Below are 17,810 nucleotides of genomic sequence, written 5' to 3' on the forward strand. Positions count from 1 at the left end.
TGTCGGCTTCCCCTACTCGGTGGTGGATAGGCAAGCGCTTTCCTGAAACGTAGCGTTAACATTGGTAATTGTCTATATGCGTCCAACTCCGAACTTCCATGTGCGGATCACCCACACCACCCAACCTGGACGTATGCATGCGGACGCCGCTGCCGACGGGCGGTGCCGGCCGGCTTGCCGCGGTGGTGAGGGGCGGTCGGGATCTCAGTCCCTGGCGGATGGTCGGCTGTTCGCATCGATGCCGCCGGCCGCCACGTCGGTGCCAGTGTGCCCGGTGCCCGGTGCCCGGTGCCAGTGTGCCCGGTGCCCGGTGCCCGGTGCCCGGTGCCCGGTGCCCGGTGCCCGGTGCCCGGTGGCTGTGCGTCCGGTGGCTGTGCGTCCGGTGGCTGTGCGTCCGGTGGCTGTGCGCCTGGTGGCGGTGACCCTGCCCGGTGAGTGGACCGTTGCTTCCCATCCGGCAGGTCAGAATGGACAAAGCGTATGAATCACCGCATTCTCGCGGCCCTCGGCGCGATCTTGAAAACTTGCTGTCTGCCGCGAACACGGAATCGACAACTCTGCCTCGACGGGCCACACCACGGCGCTCGGCGGACACGACTCGGCCGTCCCCGCCGCCCAGGTCGACCGAATCGGCCTTGGCGCCACCCTCGCGGACCTTGGCGGGCGGCCGACCACCGCTTCCGGTGTCGGAACGCCAAGATGGCGCTGCATGGGGAGGTCGCTTGCGGATCTTGGTGGGGGCGCCACGGGAAGCGGTGGTCGGCGCGTCAAGGTCGCTGTCAGCCGAAAGGGGATCGCTGAGTTGGGGGAGCGGGCGGAAGGGCGCCTGCCTGCTAACTTTTGGCTAGTTCTGGGGCTGGAGGCGGGATGAGCTTTGTTCAGATCATCGAGTACGAGACTGATCGGCCTGAGGAGATCGCGGCGCTCGGGGAGGCTCGAATGGCCGAGGGCGGGCCGCCGGACGGGTTCCGGCTCACGGTGGCTCGGGATCGGGACAATCCGAACCGGTACGTGAGCGTGGTGTCCTTTCCGTCCTACGAGGAAGCCATGGCCAACAGCGCGCGGCCGGACACCGACGAGTTCGCCCGGAAGATGGCGGCGCTGTGCACCAGCCCGCCGCGCTTCCGGAACCTGGACGTCATCCGCGAAGCTCTCTAGCGCAGCAGGCCCGCCAGCCAGGGGAGTTGGCGGGCCCACTGGTGGCCCACGCCGCCCTCGTGGTCGTTGAAGGGCCAGACGTCGATCACCTTGTCGGGCTGGGTCGCGGCCCTCGAGCCGTACCAGTTGAACGCGGCGTAGACCGTCGACGGCGGGCAGACCGTGTCCATCAGCGCCACCGAGAAGCGCGCGGGCGCGGTTGCCCGGCGGGCATGGTTGACGGCGTCGATGTAGGAGAGGGTCCGGTACGCCGTCTCCTCCCGGCCACGGTGCACCGACAGATAGCGGGCGACCTCGGCGTACGGGTCCTTCCCGGTGATCTGCACGGCCCGGCGGAAGTGGCACAGGAACGGGACGTCGGTGAGCACGGCGGCCACCTCGGGCACCAGACCGGCGACCGCCAGCGCCATGCCGCCGCCCTGGCTGCCGCCGGAGACCGCGATCCGGGCCGGGTCGACGCCGTCCACCGCGCGCAGCGCCTCGAAGGCCCGCACCGCGTCGGTGAACAGGCGCCGGTAGTAGTGGTCGTCCGGGTCGTTGATGCCCTTGGTCATGACGCCCGGCACGGCGGGACCGGCGCCCACCGGGTCGGGAGTGTCGCCGCCGTTGCCCCAGGTGCTGCCCTGGCCGCGGGTGTCCAGGAACAGTTCGGCATAGCCGGCCGTGGCCCAGCGGAGGTGATCGGTGGGCAGGCCGCGGCCGCCGCCGTAACCGTTGCAGCTGAGCACCGCCGGCAGTGGGCCGTCCACGCCGCGCGGCCGCACCAGCCAGCCGCGCACCGGGTGCCCGCCGAAACCGGCGAACGTCACGTCGTAGGTGTCCACCAGCGCCAGATGGGTCTCGACCGGGGAGATCTTCAAGCTGAGGTCGTACGCGCGGGCCTCGGTCAGCGTCTTCTGCCAGAAGGCGTCGAAGTCCGAGGGCTCGTCCACCTCGGGTGCGTAGCCGGCGAGTTCGGACGGGTCGAGGTCCCACAACGGCATGGGTGAAAAGCTCCTGATCGGCTGTGGGTGGGGGAAAGTGGCGCGGGCGTGCCGGGGCAAACCGGCACGCCCGCAAAACCGGAACTACAGAACCGTCACGGCGTCGATCCACTGGTCCTGGCCGCCGCCGATGTACAGGTTCATCGTGTGGACGACGTTGATCGTCGGGCAGCCGGGAGCCAGCGCCGTCAGGTCCAGCGCGTAGATGCCCTCGCCCGTGGGGTGGGCGTCGCCCTGGCACCACGTCCATGCGTCCCCGGTCTGGAAGGACACCGCGAACGAGCCGTTGTTCGACGGTGACGCGAAGGTCAGCGTGGCCCGCTTGCTCAGGTCGATCGGCTCGGCCAGCTGGGTGCCGAACCAGCCGCCCGCCGTGCCGGTCAGCCGCAGGCTCTGCGCCCCGTCCGCCTTGAACTCGGTGCTGGTCGCCGTCGTGCCCGCGTCCGGGTTGAAGTTGGCCGGAGCCCACCCCTGCACGCCGCTCTCGAAGTCGAACAGCTTGAGCGCCGCGCCCGGTTCCGGCTTGACCGTGACGGTGATCGTGGCCGGTGCCGAGCGGCGCCCGCGGTTGTCCGCCACCGTGTAGGTCGTGCTGGCCCGTCCATAGAACCCGTCGGCCGGAACGAACGAGACGGTCCCGTCCGCGGCGGCCGCAAACGTGCCCCCGGTGACGGCCGTTGCCGACAACCGAACCGTGGACGGCACCACCCGGGTGGCCGGCCGGTACACGATGTCGTTGGCGAGCGCCGCGACCGTGGCGGTCGTCCCGAACTCGACCGTCGCGCCGTCGTCGTCGGCAACCGGCGGGAAGGTGGACGCCAGCCCGCGGATGCGCTTGCTGAAGTTCCCGAGCGTCGTGCACACCGGGCTGGGGCAGTACGTCGTGAAGCCGTCGTAATCCCCGTACAGCGACCCGTCCTCCATCTTGTCGGACAGGATCCAGTACAGCGCCCCGGCCTGCCCGGACGCCGTCACCGCGTCGGTCCACTCCTGGTAGACCGCGTTGCGCCGGGTCTTGTCCTTGAGGCCGAACTCGCCCAGCATCACCGGCTTGCCGATCCGACGGGCCGCCGCGGCGTGGTCGAGGATGTACTGCGTCGACCACTCGGTGGTCTTGCCCCAGTGGTCGGGGTACAGGTGGTAGCTCATCAGGTCGATGTTCTTGAGCGACGCCAGTCGGACCGTGTCCACGCCGTCGGCGCCGTTGTGGGTCCAGTCGTCGCCGCCGGGCTGGTCGTTGAAGAAGCCCTCGTCGCCGGCCGTCACCAGGTGCTTGCGGTCGACCGACTTGATGAACGTGGACATCTCGTCGGCCCAGGCCGTCACCGTGTCGGTGGTGCAGGTCGACGAGCGCGGGTAACGGCCCGAGCCCACGCAGCGCGGCTCGTTCGCCAGGTCCCAGGCCATGATGGTCGGGTCGTTCTTGTACTGGATGCCGGTGATGGTGTTGGTCCGGTTCAGCACGTGCGCGATGTAGTCCCGGAACCAGCCCCGGATCGTCGCGTCGGTGTAGAAGTCGTCGTGGTACGAGCCGCCGGCCCATTCCACGTAGCGGTCCATGCCGCCGAAGTCACCCCAGTTGTTGGTGAACGGGATGACCAGGCGTACCCCTGCCTCTTTTGCCTTTGCCACCACGGCATCGAGCCGCTCGAGGCCGTCCGGACCGTCGTTGTACTTCGGGTGGCCGGTGCCGTCCCAGTACTGGAAATAGACGCCGTTCTGGCTGCCGGCCGTCGGGTTGGTGCCGTCGGCGGTGCCGGTGTCGAACCAGCCCCAGGTACGCAGCACCGTGAAGCCGGAGGCGGCGGCCTTGTCGATGACGTTGTCCCGGGCCACCGCGGACTGGTAGTGCAGGTAGTAGTTGTTGGTGCCGGCGAATCGGAACGGCTTGCCGGCCAGCAGCAGCCGGTTGCCGGATCGGGTCACGAAGGACGAGGAGGCCGGCGCCGCGCTGGCGGGGACGGCGGCCATGGTGGACAGCAGGGCCGTGGCGAGGACGACGGCCCCCCGGGTGCGGAGTTTCACGGCGCGAATCTAAACGCGCTTAACTTACTGGTCAAGGCGTGACCAGCATCGATGTAACTCATCGATAACGTTCGAAATGACAAAGCCATAACGGATCGCCACACACCGGGCGGCACCGGGACATCAACTCTTGACATAGCAAACTTAAGCGACTTAATAATGTCCCGTCGATGTCCCGTTCCCATCCCCCGCCGTTGACGGCGATCGATTGAGGGATCCACCCATGCGCAGACACCCCACCCGGCGAGTCGTCCTCGCCGTGGCCGCCACGTCGGCCTTGTTACTCTCCCTGGCCGCCTGTTCGGACAGCTCCTCCGAGGGCAAGTCCACCGGCACCGCCGCGAACAGCTCCATCACCATCTTCAACGGAGCCACCGGCACGATCGTGGAGAACTGGAACCCGTTCACGCCGACGTTCCTTCAGCCGACCAACGGCCTGATCCACGAGCCGCTCTACTACTTCAACCTCGCCACCGAGGCCAAGCCCGAGCCGATCCTGGCCACCGCCTACGAGTGGGCCCCGGACGGCAAGACGCTGACCATCACCACGCGTGAGGGCGTGAAGTGGTCGGACGGCCAGCCGTTCTCGGCCAAGGACGTGGCGTTCACGTTCGACCTGATCCGGCGCACCCCGGCGATCAACAGCGGCGGCACCAAGTTCGACTCGGCCACCGCCAAGGACGACAAGACCGTGGTGCTGACGTTCCCGCAGAACGCGTTCACCGAGGAAGCCAGCATCATCGGCAACACGCCGATCGTCCCGGAGCACGTCTGGAGCAAGATCGCCGACCCGGGCAAGAGCATCAACCCGAACCCGGTCGGCACCGGCCCGTACAAGCTCAAGACCTTCTCGGCGCAGAGCTACGTGATGGAGAAGAACCCGAACTACTGGGTGGCCGGCAAGCCGGAGATCGCGAACGTCCGGTACATCGCGCTGGCCACCGCCGACGCCGCGAGCGCCGCGCTGATCGCCGGTCAGGTGGACTGGATGAGCTCCTTCCTGCCCGGTCTGGAGCAACTGCTCAAGGACAAGAAGAATCTGGCGTACGTGAACACGCCCGCGCTCACCGCGTCGATGTTCACCTGCTCGAACGCGGCCATGGGCTGCAGCGGCCCGCAGACCGACGTCGCCGTGCGCCAGGCCCTCTACCACGCGATCGACCGCGAGCAGCTCAACAAGCTGGCCGGCGGCGGCTTCGCCGGTAAGGCGTCGCCCACCCTGCTGCTGCCCGACCGCGACAAGAAGTGGATCACCGACGAGAAGCTGGTCGACACCCCGCCGGCCCCGCACCCCGAGATGGCCAACGAGATCCTCGACAAGGCCGGCTGGGCCAAGGGCGCGGACGGTATCCGGGCCAAGGACGGCAAGCGGCTGACCCTGACCATCCAGACCGTCACCGGCTGGAGCGACTTCATCTCGCTCAACGACGCGATGGCGCAGCAGCTCAAGGCGGTCGGCGTCGAGCTCAAGCCGACCCAGCTGTCCTGGAACGAGTGGAACAACAACCAGGTGCAGGGCAAGTTCCAGCTGTCGCTGGACTCGATCGGCCTGGGCGCGTCGTCCAACCCGTACTACACCTACAACCCGCGTTACCACTCGCGGACCGCGGCCAAGGTCGGGGCGCCGGCCGGCAACAGCGGCAACTACGCCCGCTACAGCAACCCGGTGGTGGACAAGGCGATCGACGCGGCGGCGATCACCAACGACGAGGCGGCGCAGAAGGCGCAGTACGCGATCATCCAGACCGAGATCGCCCGGGACCTGCCCTACATCCCGATCTACCTGAACTCGATGCTCACCGAGTTCAACACCGCGAACGCCACCGGCTGGCCCACCAACGACAACAAGTACGCCCTGCCGGCGTCCTGGAAGCAGTGGGACAACCGGGCCGTCCTGCTCAACCTGAAGCCCGCGAAGTAACCGGACCGGCGCCGAGGAACGCACCATGCGATATCTGTTCCAGAAAATCGGGTTCTACCTGGTCGCCTTCTGGGCCGCGGTCACGGTGAACTTCTTCATCCCGCGACTCATGCCGGGCGATCCGGTCGATATCCTGCTCTCCAAACTGGGCCAGCGCGGTCCGGTCACCCCGGAGACCAGGCACTCGGTCGAGGTGCTCCTCGGCGTCACCACCGGTCAGTCGATGTGGTCCCAGTACGTCGACTACCTGCGCAACCTGGCCATCGGGGACCTCGGCGTCTCGGTGGTGTTCTTCCCGGCCTCGGTGAGTTCGATCGTCGCGCAGACCCTGCCGTGGACGATCGGGCTCATCGGCCTGGCCACGATCATCTCGTTTCTGGTCGGCGTGGGTCTCGGCACCCTCGCCGGCTGGAAGCGGGGCTCGTGGCTCGACCACCTGATCCCGGTCACCACGATGTTCCAGTCGGTGCCGTACTTCTGGCTGGCGCTGATCCTGCTGTTCCTGTTCGGCAGCGTGTGGCCGCTGTTCCCGCTCAACGGCGGCTACGACGTGTACGAGGTCACGCCCGGCTGGAACGCCGCGTTCATCGGCTCGGTGATCTACTACGGCACGCTGCCGGCGCTCACCATCATCATCTCGTCGGTGGGCGGCTGGATGCTCGGCATGCGCAACATGATGGTGTCCACGCTGTCCGAGGACTACATGGTCACCGCGGAGGCCAAGGGCCTGCGGCCCGGCCGGATCATGCGGCGGTACGCGGCGCGCAACGCGGTCCTGCCCTCGGTCTCCGGGTTCGCCATCTCGCTCGGCTTCGTGGTGGCCGGCTCGATCGTCACCGAGGCCGTCTTCTCGTACCCGGGCATCGGTTCCGCCCTGCTGCAGGCGGTCGGCGGCAACGACTACGCCCTCATGCAGGGCATCTTCCTGGTCATCACGCTGTCGGTGCTGGGCGCCAACCTGCTGGTCGACCTCCTGTACTCGGTCATCGACCCGCGCACCCGGGCCCGGAGCTGAACATGACACTTGCCACCCAGGCGGCCGAGTCCGCCGACGCCGACACCGCGGCCGCGCTCGCCACCACGAGACGCCGCCGGATCCCGCTGCCGCCGATGACCGGCAAGCTGCTGACCGGCCTGCTGATCGGCGGAATCATCCTGCTGTTCGGGCTCGCCGGGCCGTTCTTCGTGCAGGACCCGTCCGAGGTCAACAACATCGGGCTGTCCGGGCCGAGCGCCGACCACCTGCTCGGCACCACCCAGACCGGGCAGGACGTCCTCGCCCAACTCGCCTACGCCACCCGCGGCTCGCTGACCATCGGCGCCATCGTGGGCGTGCTGACCCTGCTGCTGTCCGCGTTCTTCGGCATCGTGGGCGCGTACGCGGGCGGCTGGCTAGACGAGGCGTTCTCCCTGTTCACCAACGTCATGCTGGTCATACCCGGCCTGCCGCTGGTGATCGTGATCTCCAGTTATGTGCCGGACAAGAGCCTGATGCTGGTGGCGCTGGTGCTGTCCATCACCGGCTGGGCCGGCTCGGCCCGGGTGCTGCGCGGCAACACGCTGAGCCTGCGCAGCCGCGACTACGTGCTGGCGTCCCGGGTGGCCGGCGAGAAACGCTGGCGCATCCTGGCCGTGGAGATCCTGCCCAACCTGATCCCGCTGCTCGCCTCGCAGGTGGTGTTCGCGGTCATCTTCGCGATCCTCGGTGAGGCCGGCCTGTCCTACCTGGGCCTCGGCGCGAGCGGATCGTTCACCTGGGGCACCATGCTCTACTACGCGCAGAACGGCCTGGCTCTGCGGCTCGGCGCGTGGTGGTGGTTCGTCCCGCCGGGCCTGATGCTGGCCCTGTTCGGCGCCGCCCTCTCCCTGATCAACTTCTCGATCGACGAGATCATCAACCCGAAGCTGCGCAACCAGACCCGGGGCGCCCGGCGCGGCTGGCGGATGTCGCGGCAGCAGCTGGCCAAGGCGAAGGAGGGCACGCTGTGAGTTCGGTGCTGACGGTCCAGAACTTCAGCGTCGACTACCTGGTCGAACCGGTGGTGCACGCGGTCAAGGACGTCTCGTTCACGCTGAGCCGCGGCGAGGTGCTGGGTCTCGCGGGGGAGAGCGGCTGCGGCAAGAGCACGTTGGCGTACGGGATCGTCCGCCTGCTCAAGCCGCCCGCGATGATCACCTCGGGGCACGCGGTGTTCCACGCCCCGGACGGCGGCGACCTGGACTGGAACGAGCTGGGCACCGAGGAGCTGCGGCAGGCCCGCTGGGACAAGATCTCGATGGTCTTCCAGGGCGCCATGAACTCGCTGAACCCGGTGGTCTCGGTCCGCGACCAGTTCGAGGACATCTTCACCACGCACCGCCCGCGGATGGGCCGGCGGGAACGCCGGCGGCGCTGCGGCGACCTGCTCGAACGGGTCGGCGTGGACCGGGGGCGGCTGAACGCGTACCCCCATGAGCTCTCCGGCGGGATGCGCCAGCGGGTCATGATCGCGATGGCCATGGCGCTGGAGCCGCAAATCATGATCATGGACGAGCCGACCACGGCCCTGGACGTGGTGGTGCAGCGCGAGATCCTGCGCGAGATCGCCCGGCTGCGCGACGAACTGGGCTTCGCGGTCATCTTCATCACCCACGACCTGCCGCTGCTGCTGGAGATCAGCGACCGGATCGCGGTGATGCGCAGCGGCGAGATCGTCGAGCTGGGCAACGCGCTCCAGCTCTACACCGCCCCGCAGCACGAGTACACCAAGCAGCTGCTGGCCTCGTTCCCCAGCCTCACCGGCGACCGCGGCTCGTTCGTCCGCGGCGCCATGGACGACCGCCTGCTCGCGCTCGACGCGGTGCAGGTGGGCAAGGAGGCGGCATCCTCATGACCACGATGGACGTACGGGGTCTCACCAAGGACTACCGGCTGCGGAACGGGCTGCGGACCAGCCGGCTGCGGGCGGTGAACGACGTCACCTTCACCCTCGAGCACGGCCGGACCATCGCGCTGGTCGGGCAGAGTGGCAGCGGCAAGTCCACCATCGCCAAGCTGCTGCTCCAACTGGAGCGCCCGACCGCCGGCGACATCCTGCTGGACGGCGAGCCGGTGGCCCGCCGAGGCTCCGGCCTGGTCCGTTACCGGCAGCGCGTGCAGATGGTCTTCCAGGACCCGTTCGCGTCGCTCAACCCCCATCACACGATCGCGCATCACCTCGAGCGCCCGGTCCGGCTGCACAACCCCAAAATGACCAGTGCAGAGGTACGCCGGCGCGTGCTGGACCTGTTGGAGCGGGTGCGCCTGACCCCGGCCGGGGAGGTGGCCCGGCGCCGCCCGCACGAGCTGTCCGGCGGGCAGCGGCAGCGGGTCGCGATCGCCCGCGCGCTGGCCCCCGAGCCGGGCGTGCTGATCGCCGACGAGCCGGTGTCGATGCTCGACGTGTCGATCCGGCTGGGCGTGCTCAACCTGCTCGCCACCCTGCAGCGCGAGGAGGACCTGGGCGTCCTCTACATCACCCACGACCTGGCCACCGCCCGGCACTTCTCGGACGAGATCCTGGTGATGTACAAGGGCAGCATCGTCGAGCGCGGCCCGGCCGACGAGGTGATCCTCAACCCGCAGCACGAGTACACGAAGACGCTGGCCGAGGCGGCGCCCAACCCGGAACGGCGGCTGGGCGAGCTGAGCCGCTAGGCCTCATCCGCTAGCCCAGCGCCGCACGGACCTCCTCGGCCTCCGGCGCGCCGAGGTCGGCGTAGAGCGCCAGCGCCCGCTCGAAGTGCTCGCGGGCGGTGGCCTCGTCGCCGAGCGCGCGGTGCACGTGGCCGAGCCCAGCGCCGGCCCGGGCCTGCTGGTCGCGGAAGCCGATGTCGCCGGCAACCGTGGCGGCCTCGGTGAAGCAGCGCCGGGCGTCCTCGGCCCGGCCGGCGGCGTGTGCGGCCTCGCCGAGGCTGTTCAGCACCCAGGCGACGCCCTCCTGGTCACCGCTCTCCCGGGCGATCACCAGCGCCTGCTCGTGGTAGCCGACCGCGTCGTCCGGCTCGCCGAGGCGGGTGTGCAGCGTGCCGAGGCTGTCCAGCACGCCGGCCTCGCCGATCCGGTCGCCGAGGCTGCGCTGCAGGGCCAGCGCCCGCCGCAGGTGCCCGCCGGCCGGCTCGTACCGGCCGGCCCGCAGTTCCGCGTCGGCCAGCACGCCCAGGGCGTACGCCTCACTGTTGGTGTTCCTGGTTTGTACGGCCAGATCCAGGGCCTGCTCGCAGTAGTCGATGGCCTCGGCGACCCGGCCGGCGCGTTCCAGGGTGATGCCGAGCCCGCTGAGCGTGTTGCTCTCGCCGACCCGGTCGCCGGCCTGCCGGTACATCGCCAGCGCCTGCCGCAGATATCCGACCGCCTCCTCGCTGCGGCCGGACCGCTCGGCGACCATGCCCAGGTTGTGCAGCGCGGTGCCCTGCCCGGACCGGTCGCCGGCCTGCCGGAACAGGGTGAGGGACTGCTCGGAGTATTCGGCGGCCCGCCGCACCCGGCCCATCTGGAAGTGGGCGAAGCCGAGGTCGCGCAGGGCGTGTGCCTGCGCGGTGGCGTCACCGATGCGGCGGGCGGCCTCCAGGGCGTGGCCGTGGATGGCCATCGCATCGGCGTTGTGCCCGCTGCCGAGATAGCGGGACAGCACCCGGGACAGCCCGACCGCGTGCGCCGCCGAGTCGTGGCCGGCGACCGCGAGCATGGTGGGCCGTTCGCCGTCCAGCCAGGCGACGGCGTCGTCCGGGTCGGACAGGTCGGGCGCGGGCGAGCCGGCCGGTGGGACCCGCGGGCGCCGGTAGGCCTCGGCCGGGTGCAGCGTGTCCATGGCGGCCGCCGCGGTGCTCAGGTAGTGGTCGAACAGCCGGGTCAGCGCGGCCCGGCGGTCGGCGGGCCGGTCCTGGTCGTGCGCCCGGGTGGTGGCGAACGCGCGGACCAGGTCGTGGAACGTGTAGCGGCCCGGACCGGCCGGCAGCAGCAGGTGGTCGCGCCACAGCTGCTCGAGCCCGGCCCGCGCGGTGTCGAGACCGGTGCCGAGCAGGGCCGCGGCCGCGTACGCGTCGACGTCCGGCCCCGGGTGCAGCGCGGCCAGTCGCAGCAGCCGCTGCTGGTCGGCCGGCAGGTGCTGGTAGGACAGGTCGAGGGCGAGCTCGATGCCGGAGTCCAGGCGGCGGTCGCGGTGCCGCTCGTCGAGCCGGTCGGCGTGGTCGGTGAGCGTCCAGCCCGGCGTGCTGCGCATGTGCCCGGTGATCAGCGAGAGCGCGAGCGGCAGGTAACCGCAGCGCTCGGCGATCCGGGCCGCGGCACCCGGGTCGGTGCCGGTCGCGATCTCGGGCACCGCGCCGGTCAGGAACGCCAGCGCCTCGTCCGGGCTGAACACGTCGACGGTCAGCCGGGTGGCCGCCAGCTCGGCCAGGTTGCGCCGGCTGGTGACCAGGGCGAGGCAGCCCGGGGTGTCCGGCAGCAGCGGGCGGACCTGGTCGGTGCCGGCCGCGTTGTCGAGCACGACGAGGGCGCGCAGGCCGGCCAGGCGTTCCCGGTAAGCGGCGGTGCGGGCATCCACCCCGTGCGGAATCTGGTGGCCGGGCACGCCGAGCAGCCGCAGGAACCCGTCCAGCACCGCGGCCGGGTCGGCCGGCGGCTGCATCGGGTCCGGGTGGAAGCCGCGCAGGTTGACGAACAGCACCCGGTCGAACGGCTCGTCCCGGCCGAGCAGGTGCCCGGCGTGCACGGCCAGCTGGGTCTTGCCGACTCCCGCCATGCCCTCGATCGCGGTGATCACCACGGCGCCGCCACCCGCCACCGAGAGGGCGAGCCGGTCGAGCTCGGTCGTGCGGCCGGTGAAGCCGACCAGGTCCTGCGGCAGCTTGTCGTGCACCCGCACCTGCGAGACGGCCTCGGACTCGCCGGCCACCACCCGCAGCGCCTGGCGCCACTGGGTGACATACCCCACGTCGGGGTGCAATGCTTCCACCACGGCCAGCACCAGGTCGGTGTTGAGCCGCCGCCGCCCCGACTGGAAACAGTTCGCGACGGTGGACCGGCGGGCCAGCTCGGCGGCCGGCCGGCCGCTCGCGGTCCAGGCCGCGTTCACCCGGTCCTTGATCGTCTCGTAGGAGGGGTCACCCGCCCAGATCTTCAGCAGGCGCAACCGTTCGACCAGGTCGTCGATGTGGTCGGCCTGGGCCGGATCGGGCAGGGTGGCAAACGGCATTCGCCCTCCAGATATCGAGCGCGGCGGATCAGCGGGGCCGAGGTTAGTGCGCAGCGATGCCCCGCGTCCAAAATCGTCCAGACTTCACCACCGCCGCCGACGGACACCCGACACTGGATGCCACGGGGGGCCAGGGAACCTCAGGGTCCCGGGCGGCAAAGACGGAACGATCGGCCCCGCGGTAACCCCAGAGCTGCGGGGCCGATCGTTCATCGAATTCCCCCTTCCCGGCCCGCCTCGATGCCGGAGCGAGAATGCCGGCGGCGGCCACACCGCGTGCCCCTGCGACCAGGTGAGCTACAGGACCGTCCCGGCGGCCGGTGGGGTCAGCCGCAGCATCCGCCGTCGCCGGGGATGGTCTCGTCGCCGACGACCGGGTTGCTGTTGCAGACACCGGTCTCCGGCAGGTCGAGCTGCACGTCCCGGGCGGCGGCCCAGTCCCCGGCGAGTGCGGCGACCACCGAGCGGGCCTGCTCGTATCCGGTGGCCAGCAGGAACGTCGGCGCCCGCCCGTACGACTTCACCCCGATGGCGTAGTAGCCCGGTTCCGGATGGCCGAGTTCGTCGACGCCGTGCGGTGGGACGGTGCCGCAGGAGTGCTCGTTGGGGTCGATCAGCGGCGCCAGCGCCCGGGTCGAGCCGAGGACCGGGTCGAGGTCGAGGCGCAGCTCCGCCACGATGCCGTGATCCGGACGGAACCCGGTCGCGGCGACGATCCGGTCCACGGTGACCTCCCGGGCGCCGTCGGAGACCACGACGCCGTCCGCCGCGGCGGTGAGGCGCTCGACGCTGAAGCCGGTCAGCAGGGTGATGGCGCCGGACTCGACGTGCGCGCGCAGCCGGCTGCCCAGCGCGCCCCGGGCCGGCAGCGCGTCTGCGGTCTCGCCGCCGTAGGTGCGCGCGGGCGAGGCCGCCCGGATCGCCCAGGTCACCGTGGTGCCGGGCTCCTGCTCGGCGAGTTCCGCCAGCGACAGCAGCGTGTTGGCCGCCGAGTGCCCCGCGCCCACGACGAGGATGCGACGACCCGCGAATCGGTCGCGGTCGCGGCCCAAGACATCCGGCAAAGCACTTTCCACGTACGCTGCCACGCCGCTCTCGCCGTGCGCGGGGATACCCGATGCGCCGAGCACGTTCGGCGTGCCCCAGGTGCCGGTTGCGTCGATCACCGCGCGGGCGAGCAGGTCCTCCCCGGAGTCGAGCCGGAGAAGGAACGGCGTCTCGGCGCGGCCGGCGGTGCGTACCCGGTCGAGGCCGAGGCGCGTGACGGCCACGACGCGGGCACCGTAGCGGAGGTGCGGCTTGAGCGCGGGCAGGTCGGCGAGCGGCTGCAGGTAGTCCGCGGCGAGCTCGGCGCCGGTGGGCAGCCGGTCGTCGTCCGGGCGCACCCACCCGGCGTCGCCGAGCAGCCGGGCCGCGGCGGCGTCGATGTCGAAGCGCCAGGGCGAGAACAGCCGCACGTGTCCCCACGCACGGATCGCGGCCGCCGGCGAGTCACCGGCTTCGAGGACGACGAACGGCAGGCCACGCTCGGTCAGGTGGGCCGCGGCGGCCAGACCGACCGGCCCGGCGCCGAGAACGGCGATCGGAAGGTTGTCGGACACGGAGAGCTCCTATGCGTTGTAGTGGCTGCGACGTTCGATGAGGACGACGGCGCGCCAGCGATTGCCTTGAGTGAGGTGCCGGCCGACCCGCTCGCGGACCCCGACGGTGCGGGACCCGGCGGCGTGGTCGGGGATCATCCGCAGCAGCCCTGCCCGGACGCGACCGCGCCGGCCTTCGCCGCGCTGCTGCAACACGCCTGCTCGGCGGTGGCCTCGGCCGGTGTGCCGCAGCACGGACCGCCGGCTGCGGCCGGCTCGGGGAGGGTCAGGGTGGTTTGCGGCGGGGTTCCGCAGCACCCACCGGTGCCGGACACGGTCAGGGCGGCGGCCGGGTCGCCGGTGAAGCCGCCTTGGGCCGGGATGTCGCTCATGATGAGCCTCCTGGTTTCGATAACTCTCGAACTCGATGGATGTCGAAACCGAGAGTTGCACACGGTTTCGATGCCTGTCAAACTCGACACATGTCAAAATCAGTCGTGCCGGCGACAGTCGAGGTCGAGGTGCCCTGCTGCCCGCCGATGGCTCAGCAGCGGGTCGACGCCGCCACCGCCGGTGTGCTCGCGCCCGCATTCAAGGCCCTGGGTGACCCGATCCGGCTCCAGTTGATGTCGATGATCGCCTCGGCGCCCGGCGGCGAGATCTGCGTGTGCGACCTGACCCCGGCGTTCGAGCTGTCCGGCCCGACCATCTCGCACCACCTCAAGACCCTGCGCGAGGCCGGCCTGGTCGACGCCGAGCGCCGGGCCAGCTGGGTCTACTACCGCGCCCGGCCCGGCCTGATGAAACAGCTGGCCGCCCTGCTCGACCCGGACGACGCCGGAAGTTCACTTGACGCCGCCGATTAAGGTCAGTAGTTATTGACTCAATGAACGGCCATACTTCTGCGTTGCGGGCGCGGGCCCGCATCCACGCCGCGCTCGGCGATCCGGCCCGGCTGGCGATCGTGGACGCGCTGACGCTCGGCGACGCCTCGCCCGGCGAGATCGCCCACGACCTGGCCATGCCGACCAACCTGGTGGCGCACCACCTCAAGGTGCTGCGGGAGGCCGGCCTGATCGCCCGGACCCGGTCCGAGGGCGACCGCCGCCGCACCTATCTGCGGCTGCGGCCGGAGGTGCTCGCCTTGCTCGTCCCACCACCGCTGCAGGGCGCGGACCGGGTGGTGTTCGTCTGCACCCACAACTCCGCCCGCTCGCAACTGGCCGCCGCGCTGTGGCGCGACCGGATCGGCGGGCCGGTCGCCTCGGCCGGCACCCAACCCGCGGCCCGGGTGCATCCGCGGGCGGTCAGGGTCGCCCACCGGCACGGCCTCACCCTCGACGCCACCGGGACCGCGCACATCGACGACGTCCTGGACGACGGCGACCTGGTCATCGCGGTCTGCGACAACGCCCATGAGGACCCCGCCGCCCCGGTCCGGCCGCGGCTGCACTGGTCGGTGCCCGATCCGGTCCGGGTCGGCACCGACGCTGCGTTCGAGGCCGCCTACACCGACCTCGAGGGCCGCATCGACCGCCTCGCCCAGGTGGTCCCGCACCACGCCGACCAGGACTGAGCACAGACCGGAGCCCCGCCACCATGACACCCCCTGCCGCCTGGCGTCGTCTGCTGGCCGAGTTCACCGGCACCGCCCTGCTGGTGACCGCCGTCGTCGGCTCCGGCATCATGGCCGCCACCCTGTCGCCCGGCGACGTCGGCCTGCAGCTCCTGCAGAACTCGGTCGCCACCGCCTTCGCGCTGGGCGCGCTGATCCTCACCTTCGGCCCGGTCTCCGGCGCCCACTTCAACCCGGTCGTCTCCGCCGCCGACTGGTTCCTAGGCCGCCGCAGCGGCACCGGACTGACTGGCCGGGACCTCGCCGGCTACACCGTCGCGCAGACCGCCGGCGCGATCGCCGGGTCGATCCTGGCCAACCTGATGTTCGACCTCGCACCGGTCACCATCTCCACCAAGGACCGCGCCGCCGGGCACCTGTGGCTCGGCGAGGTCGTCGCCACCACCGGCCTGCTCCTGCTGATCTTCGCCCTGGCCCGGTCCGGCCGCGCCGCGGTCGCCCCCGCCGCGGTCGGGGCCTACATCGGCGCCGCGTACTGGTTCACCAGCAGCACCAGCTTCGCCAACCCCGCCGTCACGACCGGCCGCGCGTTCACCGACACATTCGCCGGCATCGCCCCCGCCTCGGTGCCCGGCTTCGTCATCGCGCAGACCGTCGGGCTGCTCGTCGGCACCGGTCTGCTGCTCGCCCTGTACCCCGGCGCCGGCCGCACCGCGGACGCCGTCGTCGTCGACCACCCCGCAACGAAAGTGACCCACCATGACTGACAAGCCCAGCGTCCTGTTCGTCTGCGTGCACAACGCCGGCCGGTCCCAGATGGCCGCCGGCTGGCTGCGCCACCTGGCCGGCGACGCGGTGGAGGTCCGCTCCGCCGGCTCCGCCCCCGCCGAGACAATCAATCCCGCCGCGGTCGAAGCCATGCGCGAGGCCGGCATCGACATCACCGGCCAGACCCCCAAGCTCCTCGACTACGAGACCGCCCAGGACTCCGACGTCATCATCACCATGGGCTGCGGCGACGCCTGCCCGATCTTCCCCGGCAAACGCTACGAGGACTGGAAACTCGACGACCCGGCCGGCCAAGGAGTCGACGCCGTCCGCCCCATCCGCGACGAAATCAGAACCCGCATCGAAGCCCTGCTCGCCGACCTCCTCCCGGCCGGGAAGTCATCGACGCAGGTGTGATTGCAGCACCAGCGCCGCGGCACCCGTCGCTGACGCGGTTGCGGCCGCCAGCGATACGGTCACCGTCACGGAACGGTGCCAGGTGCGGGTGTCGGCCGCCCCGATCCGGCGCATGATCGCCGGGCCGTAGATGAACGACGCGGCCGCGAATCCCGGGCCGGTCAGGACCACCAGGTCCAGGTCGATCAGGTTGACCACCGACTCGGCGGCCGCCGCCACGTGGCGGGCCGAGTCCTCCAGCAGGTCCCGGCAGCAGGGGGCACCGCCGCGCGCGGCCCGGGCCACCGCGGCGAAGTCGTCCGCCACGCTTCGCCGCGGTCCGGCCGGAACCAGCCCGGCCTCACCGGCCGCCCGCGGATCGGCCAGCGCGGCGCCCACCACCGTGCGCGGACCGGCCAGCGCCTCCAGACAGCCCCGGCCGCCGCACCAGCACGGCGGGCCGTCGGTCTGCACGCACAGGTGGCCGAACTCGCCGGCGTGGCCCCGGCCGCCGCGCATCGCCCGGCCGTCCAGCACGATGCCGGCGCCCAGCCCGGTGCCCATGTAGAGCGCCGCGAACGCCTGGTCCGGGCCGACCCGGGCGACCCAGTACTCGCCGACCGCGGCCGCCGTCGCGTCGTTCTCGACCAGCACCGGCCAGCCGGTGGCCTTCTCGAGCTCGCGGCCCAGGTCGTCGCCGCGCCAGCCGTGCAGCCGGGCTGGGCCGTCCTCGGGGCGGCTGTGCGGGGCGGCCGGCCACACCACGCCGACGCCCAGGCAGCGGTCCGGATCGACGCCCGAGCCGGCCAGCAGCAGATTGACGTCGGCCACCAGCGCGCGCAGCAGCGCCGGCCGGTCGGCCGTGTCCGGCGCCGGCCGGGCCAGCCGGGACAGGATGCCGCCGGTCTGCCCGGTCAGCACGTACGTGGTGGTCAGCTCGTCGAGGTAGATGCCGACCGCGATGCGCGCGCCGGGGTCGAGCCGCAGCAGCGTGCGCGGCTTGCCGGCGGTGGGCGTGCGGCCGGTCTCGACGATCAGGCCCTCGCCGAGCAGCCGGCGCACGGTCATCGACACCGCCGCCTCGGTGAGCCCGGTCATCGCGGCCAGCTCGACCCGGCTCAGCGGCTCGGACGCCCGGATCGCGTCCATGATGCTCTCCCGGGCGCCGGGACGGCCGCGCCGCGAACC

The 17,810-nt window shown here is 71.1% G+C and carries 16 protein-coding genes; 10 read left to right on the top strand and 6 right to left on the bottom strand.

The annotated features are described in order from the left end of the window. The first annotated feature begins 867 nt into the window (after positions 1-867). Positions 868-1,158 (top strand): NIPSNAP family protein, encoded by a 291-nt coding sequence (locus Ari01nite_RS08725; protein ID WP_203780603.1) that lies wholly within the window; start codon positions 868-870, stop codon positions 1,156-1,158. Here Ari01nite_RS08725 and Ari01nite_RS08730 read toward each other — a convergent pair. Both Ari01nite_RS08730 and Ari01nite_RS08735 read right to left on the bottom strand, forming a co-directional pair. Continuing rightward, positions 1,155-2,141 (bottom strand): acetylxylan esterase, encoded by a 987-nt coding sequence (locus Ari01nite_RS08730; protein WP_203780604.1) that lies wholly within the window; start codon positions 2,139-2,141, stop codon positions 1,155-1,157. The two genes, Ari01nite_RS08725 and Ari01nite_RS08730, sit on opposite strands and share 4 nt — an antisense overlap. Positions 2,142-2,225: 84 nt before the next feature. Continuing rightward, complete coding sequence (locus Ari01nite_RS08735; RefSeq protein ID WP_203780605.1) at positions 2,226-4,166, bottom strand: cellulase family glycosylhydrolase; 1,941 nt, start codon at positions 4,164-4,166, stop codon at positions 2,226-2,228. A gap of 223 nt (positions 4,167-4,389) precedes the next feature. On the opposite strand from Ari01nite_RS08735, the gene Ari01nite_RS08740 reads away from it, so the two are divergent. Genes Ari01nite_RS08740 through Ari01nite_RS08760 form a run of 5 tightly spaced genes read left to right on the top strand, consistent with a single transcriptional unit; the run spans position 4,390 to position 9,763 of the window. Continuing rightward, complete coding sequence (locus tag Ari01nite_RS08740; protein WP_203780606.1) at positions 4,390-6,087, top strand: ABC transporter substrate-binding protein; 1,698 nt, start codon at positions 4,390-4,392, stop codon at positions 6,085-6,087. A gap of 25 nt (positions 6,088-6,112) precedes the next feature. Further along, positions 6,113-7,102, top strand: coding sequence for an ABC transporter permease (locus Ari01nite_RS08745; protein ID WP_203780607.1), 990 nt, complete (start codon positions 6,113-6,115; stop codon positions 7,100-7,102). Positions 7,103-7,104: 2 nt separating this feature from the next. After that, positions 7,105-8,076, top strand: coding sequence for an ABC transporter permease (locus Ari01nite_RS08750; RefSeq protein WP_203780608.1), 972 nt, complete (start codon positions 7,105-7,107; stop codon positions 8,074-8,076). Continuing rightward, positions 8,073-8,960 (top strand): ABC transporter ATP-binding protein, encoded by an 888-nt coding sequence (locus tag Ari01nite_RS08755; protein ID WP_203780609.1) that lies wholly within the window; start codon positions 8,073-8,075, stop codon positions 8,958-8,960. The genes Ari01nite_RS08750 and Ari01nite_RS08755 overlap by 4 nt, the downstream gene beginning before the upstream one ends. Next, positions 8,957-9,763: an ABC transporter ATP-binding protein gene (locus Ari01nite_RS08760; protein WP_203780610.1), complete on the top strand. Its 807-nt coding sequence runs from the start codon at positions 8,957-8,959 to the stop codon at positions 9,761-9,763. The genes Ari01nite_RS08755 and Ari01nite_RS08760 overlap by 4 nt, the downstream gene beginning before the upstream one ends. A gap of 10 nt (positions 9,764-9,773) precedes the next feature. Here the strand turns inward: Ari01nite_RS08760 and Ari01nite_RS08765 are convergent, their stop codons facing one another. The 3 genes from Ari01nite_RS08765 to Ari01nite_RS08775 form a co-directional block, all read right to left on the bottom strand. Further along, on the bottom strand, positions 9,774-12,302 hold the full coding sequence (locus Ari01nite_RS08765; RefSeq protein WP_203780611.1) for an ATP-binding protein: 2,529 nt from the start codon (positions 12,300-12,302) through the stop codon (positions 9,774-9,776). Between the two features lie 326 nt (positions 12,303-12,628). After that, positions 12,629-13,903, bottom strand: coding sequence for an NAD(P)-binding domain-containing protein (locus Ari01nite_RS08770; protein ID WP_203780612.1), 1,275 nt, complete (start codon positions 13,901-13,903; stop codon positions 12,629-12,631). Between the two features lie 134 nt (positions 13,904-14,037). Continuing rightward, entirely contained in the window at positions 14,038-14,274 is a 237-nt protein-coding gene (locus Ari01nite_RS08775; protein ID WP_203780613.1) for a hypothetical protein, read from the bottom strand. Between the two features lie 90 nt (positions 14,275-14,364). On the opposite strand from Ari01nite_RS08775, the gene Ari01nite_RS08780 reads away from it, so the two are divergent. The 4 genes from Ari01nite_RS08780 to Ari01nite_RS08795 are packed head-to-tail and all read left to right on the top strand — an operon-like array spanning position 14,365 to position 16,643. Beyond that, on the top strand, positions 14,365-14,748 hold the full coding sequence (locus Ari01nite_RS08780; protein WP_203780614.1) for an ArsR/SmtB family transcription factor: 384 nt from the start codon (positions 14,365-14,367) through the stop codon (positions 14,746-14,748). Between the two features lie 41 nt (positions 14,749-14,789). Further along, positions 14,790-15,458, top strand: a complete 669-nt coding sequence (locus Ari01nite_RS08785) for an arsenate reductase/protein-tyrosine-phosphatase family protein (RefSeq protein ID WP_239162589.1) — start codon at positions 14,790-14,792, stop codon at positions 15,456-15,458. A 23-nt stretch (positions 15,459-15,481) separates the two neighbouring features. Then, on the top strand, positions 15,482-16,225 hold the full coding sequence (locus Ari01nite_RS08790) for an aquaporin (protein WP_203780616.1): 744 nt from the start codon (positions 15,482-15,484) through the stop codon (positions 16,223-16,225). Continuing rightward, a complete protein-coding gene (locus Ari01nite_RS08795) occupies positions 16,218-16,643 on the top strand; it encodes an arsenate reductase ArsC (protein WP_203780617.1) in 426 nt (141 codons plus the stop codon). The genes Ari01nite_RS08790 and Ari01nite_RS08795 overlap by 8 nt, the downstream gene beginning before the upstream one ends. Here Ari01nite_RS08795 and Ari01nite_RS08800 read toward each other — a convergent pair. Further along, positions 16,626-17,771, bottom strand: a complete 1,146-nt coding sequence (locus tag Ari01nite_RS08800; RefSeq protein WP_203780618.1) for an ROK family transcriptional regulator — start codon at positions 17,769-17,771, stop codon at positions 16,626-16,628. The genes Ari01nite_RS08795 and Ari01nite_RS08800 overlap by 18 nt on opposite strands. Between the last annotated feature and the right edge of the window lie 39 nt (positions 17,772-17,810).

It is taken from the genome of Paractinoplanes rishiriensis (genome assembly GCF_016862375.1).
GTDB classification, from domain to species: domain Bacteria; phylum Actinomycetota; class Actinomycetes; order Mycobacteriales; family Micromonosporaceae; genus Actinoplanes; species Actinoplanes rishiriensis.

What these genes read in the sequence shown, in the direction of transcription:
- Ari01nite_RS08795 (WP_203780617.1), top strand. Translation starts at nt 16,218, where the DNA reads ATGACTGACAAGCCCAGCGTCCTGTTCGTCTGCGTGCACAACGCCGGC.
- Ari01nite_RS08775 (WP_203780613.1), bottom strand. Translation starts at nt 14,274, where the DNA reads ATGAGCGACATCCCGGCCCAAGGCGGCTTCACCGGCGACCCGGCCGCC.
- Ari01nite_RS08765 (WP_203780611.1), bottom strand. Translation starts at nt 12,302, where the DNA reads ATGCCGTTTGCCACCCTGCCCGATCCGGCCCAGGCCGACCACATCGAC.
- Ari01nite_RS08730 (WP_203780604.1), bottom strand. Translation starts at nt 2,141, where the DNA reads ATGCCGTTGTGGGACCTCGACCCGTCCGAACTCGCCGGCTACGCACCC.
- Ari01nite_RS08740 (WP_203780606.1), top strand. Translation starts at nt 4,390, where the DNA reads ATGCGCAGACACCCCACCCGGCGAGTCGTCCTCGCCGTGGCCGCCACG.
- Ari01nite_RS08760 (WP_203780610.1), top strand. Translation starts at nt 8,957, where the DNA reads ATGACCACGATGGACGTACGGGGTCTCACCAAGGACTACCGGCTGCGG.
- Ari01nite_RS08780 (WP_203780614.1), top strand. Translation starts at nt 14,365, where the DNA reads ATGTCAAAATCAGTCGTGCCGGCGACAGTCGAGGTCGAGGTGCCCTGC.
- Ari01nite_RS08790 (WP_203780616.1), top strand. Translation starts at nt 15,482, where the DNA reads ATGACACCCCCTGCCGCCTGGCGTCGTCTGCTGGCCGAGTTCACCGGC.
- Ari01nite_RS08800 (WP_203780618.1), bottom strand. Translation starts at nt 17,771, where the DNA reads ATGGACGCGATCCGGGCGTCCGAGCCGCTGAGCCGGGTCGAGCTGGCC.
- Ari01nite_RS08725 (WP_203780603.1), top strand. Translation starts at nt 868, where the DNA reads ATGAGCTTTGTTCAGATCATCGAGTACGAGACTGATCGGCCTGAGGAG.
- Ari01nite_RS08745 (WP_203780607.1), top strand. Translation starts at nt 6,113, where the DNA reads ATGCGATATCTGTTCCAGAAAATCGGGTTCTACCTGGTCGCCTTCTGG.
- Ari01nite_RS08750 (WP_203780608.1), top strand. Translation starts at nt 7,105, where the DNA reads ATGACACTTGCCACCCAGGCGGCCGAGTCCGCCGACGCCGACACCGCG.